1 protein-coding gene is annotated in these 405 nt (G+C 76.3%); it reads left to right on the top strand.

Annotation, left to right across the window (positions count from 1 at the left end):
• The coding region (locus KDH83_RS31815) for an NnrS family protein (RefSeq protein ID WP_212323174.1) at nt 1–405 on the top strand (405 nt) is incomplete at both ends.

Raw genomic sequence — 405 nt, 5'->3', positions numbered from 1 at the left:
GGCTGGCCTGGCACGCGCATGAGATGCTGTGGGGCTTCGTCGCCACCATCGCCGTGGGCTTCCTGCTCACGGCCGGCGCCAACTGGACCGGCCGCAATCCGCTACGCGGCAACGCACTGGCCGCGCTGTGCCTGGTGTGGCTGGCCGCGCGCGCGGGCTACCTGGTTCCCGGCCGTCCGGCCTTCCTGCTGGCGGGCATAGCCGGTCTGGTGTTCTTCCTGTGGGGCGCGGCGGCGCTGGGGCGCTCGGGCTGGCTGACGCGCAACAAGCGCCACTACGGCGTGCCCCTGCTGCTGGCCGCGCCGGCCTCCGCCCACGTGCTGGACCCGACGGCCCCCGGCCCCCGCCACTCCCCGGGCCCGATGCGCCACTTCCATTCCCGCCCGCCCCGGCAGGCCCGGCCGC

It is taken from the genome of Achromobacter sp. Marseille-Q0513 (assembly GCF_018195695.1).
In the GTDB taxonomy this organism is placed as follows: Bacteria; Pseudomonadota; Gammaproteobacteria; order Burkholderiales; family Burkholderiaceae_B; genus Achromobacter.
Note: the sequence above shows the minus strand (reverse complement) of the source record. Positions and strands in the feature narration are given on the sequence as shown.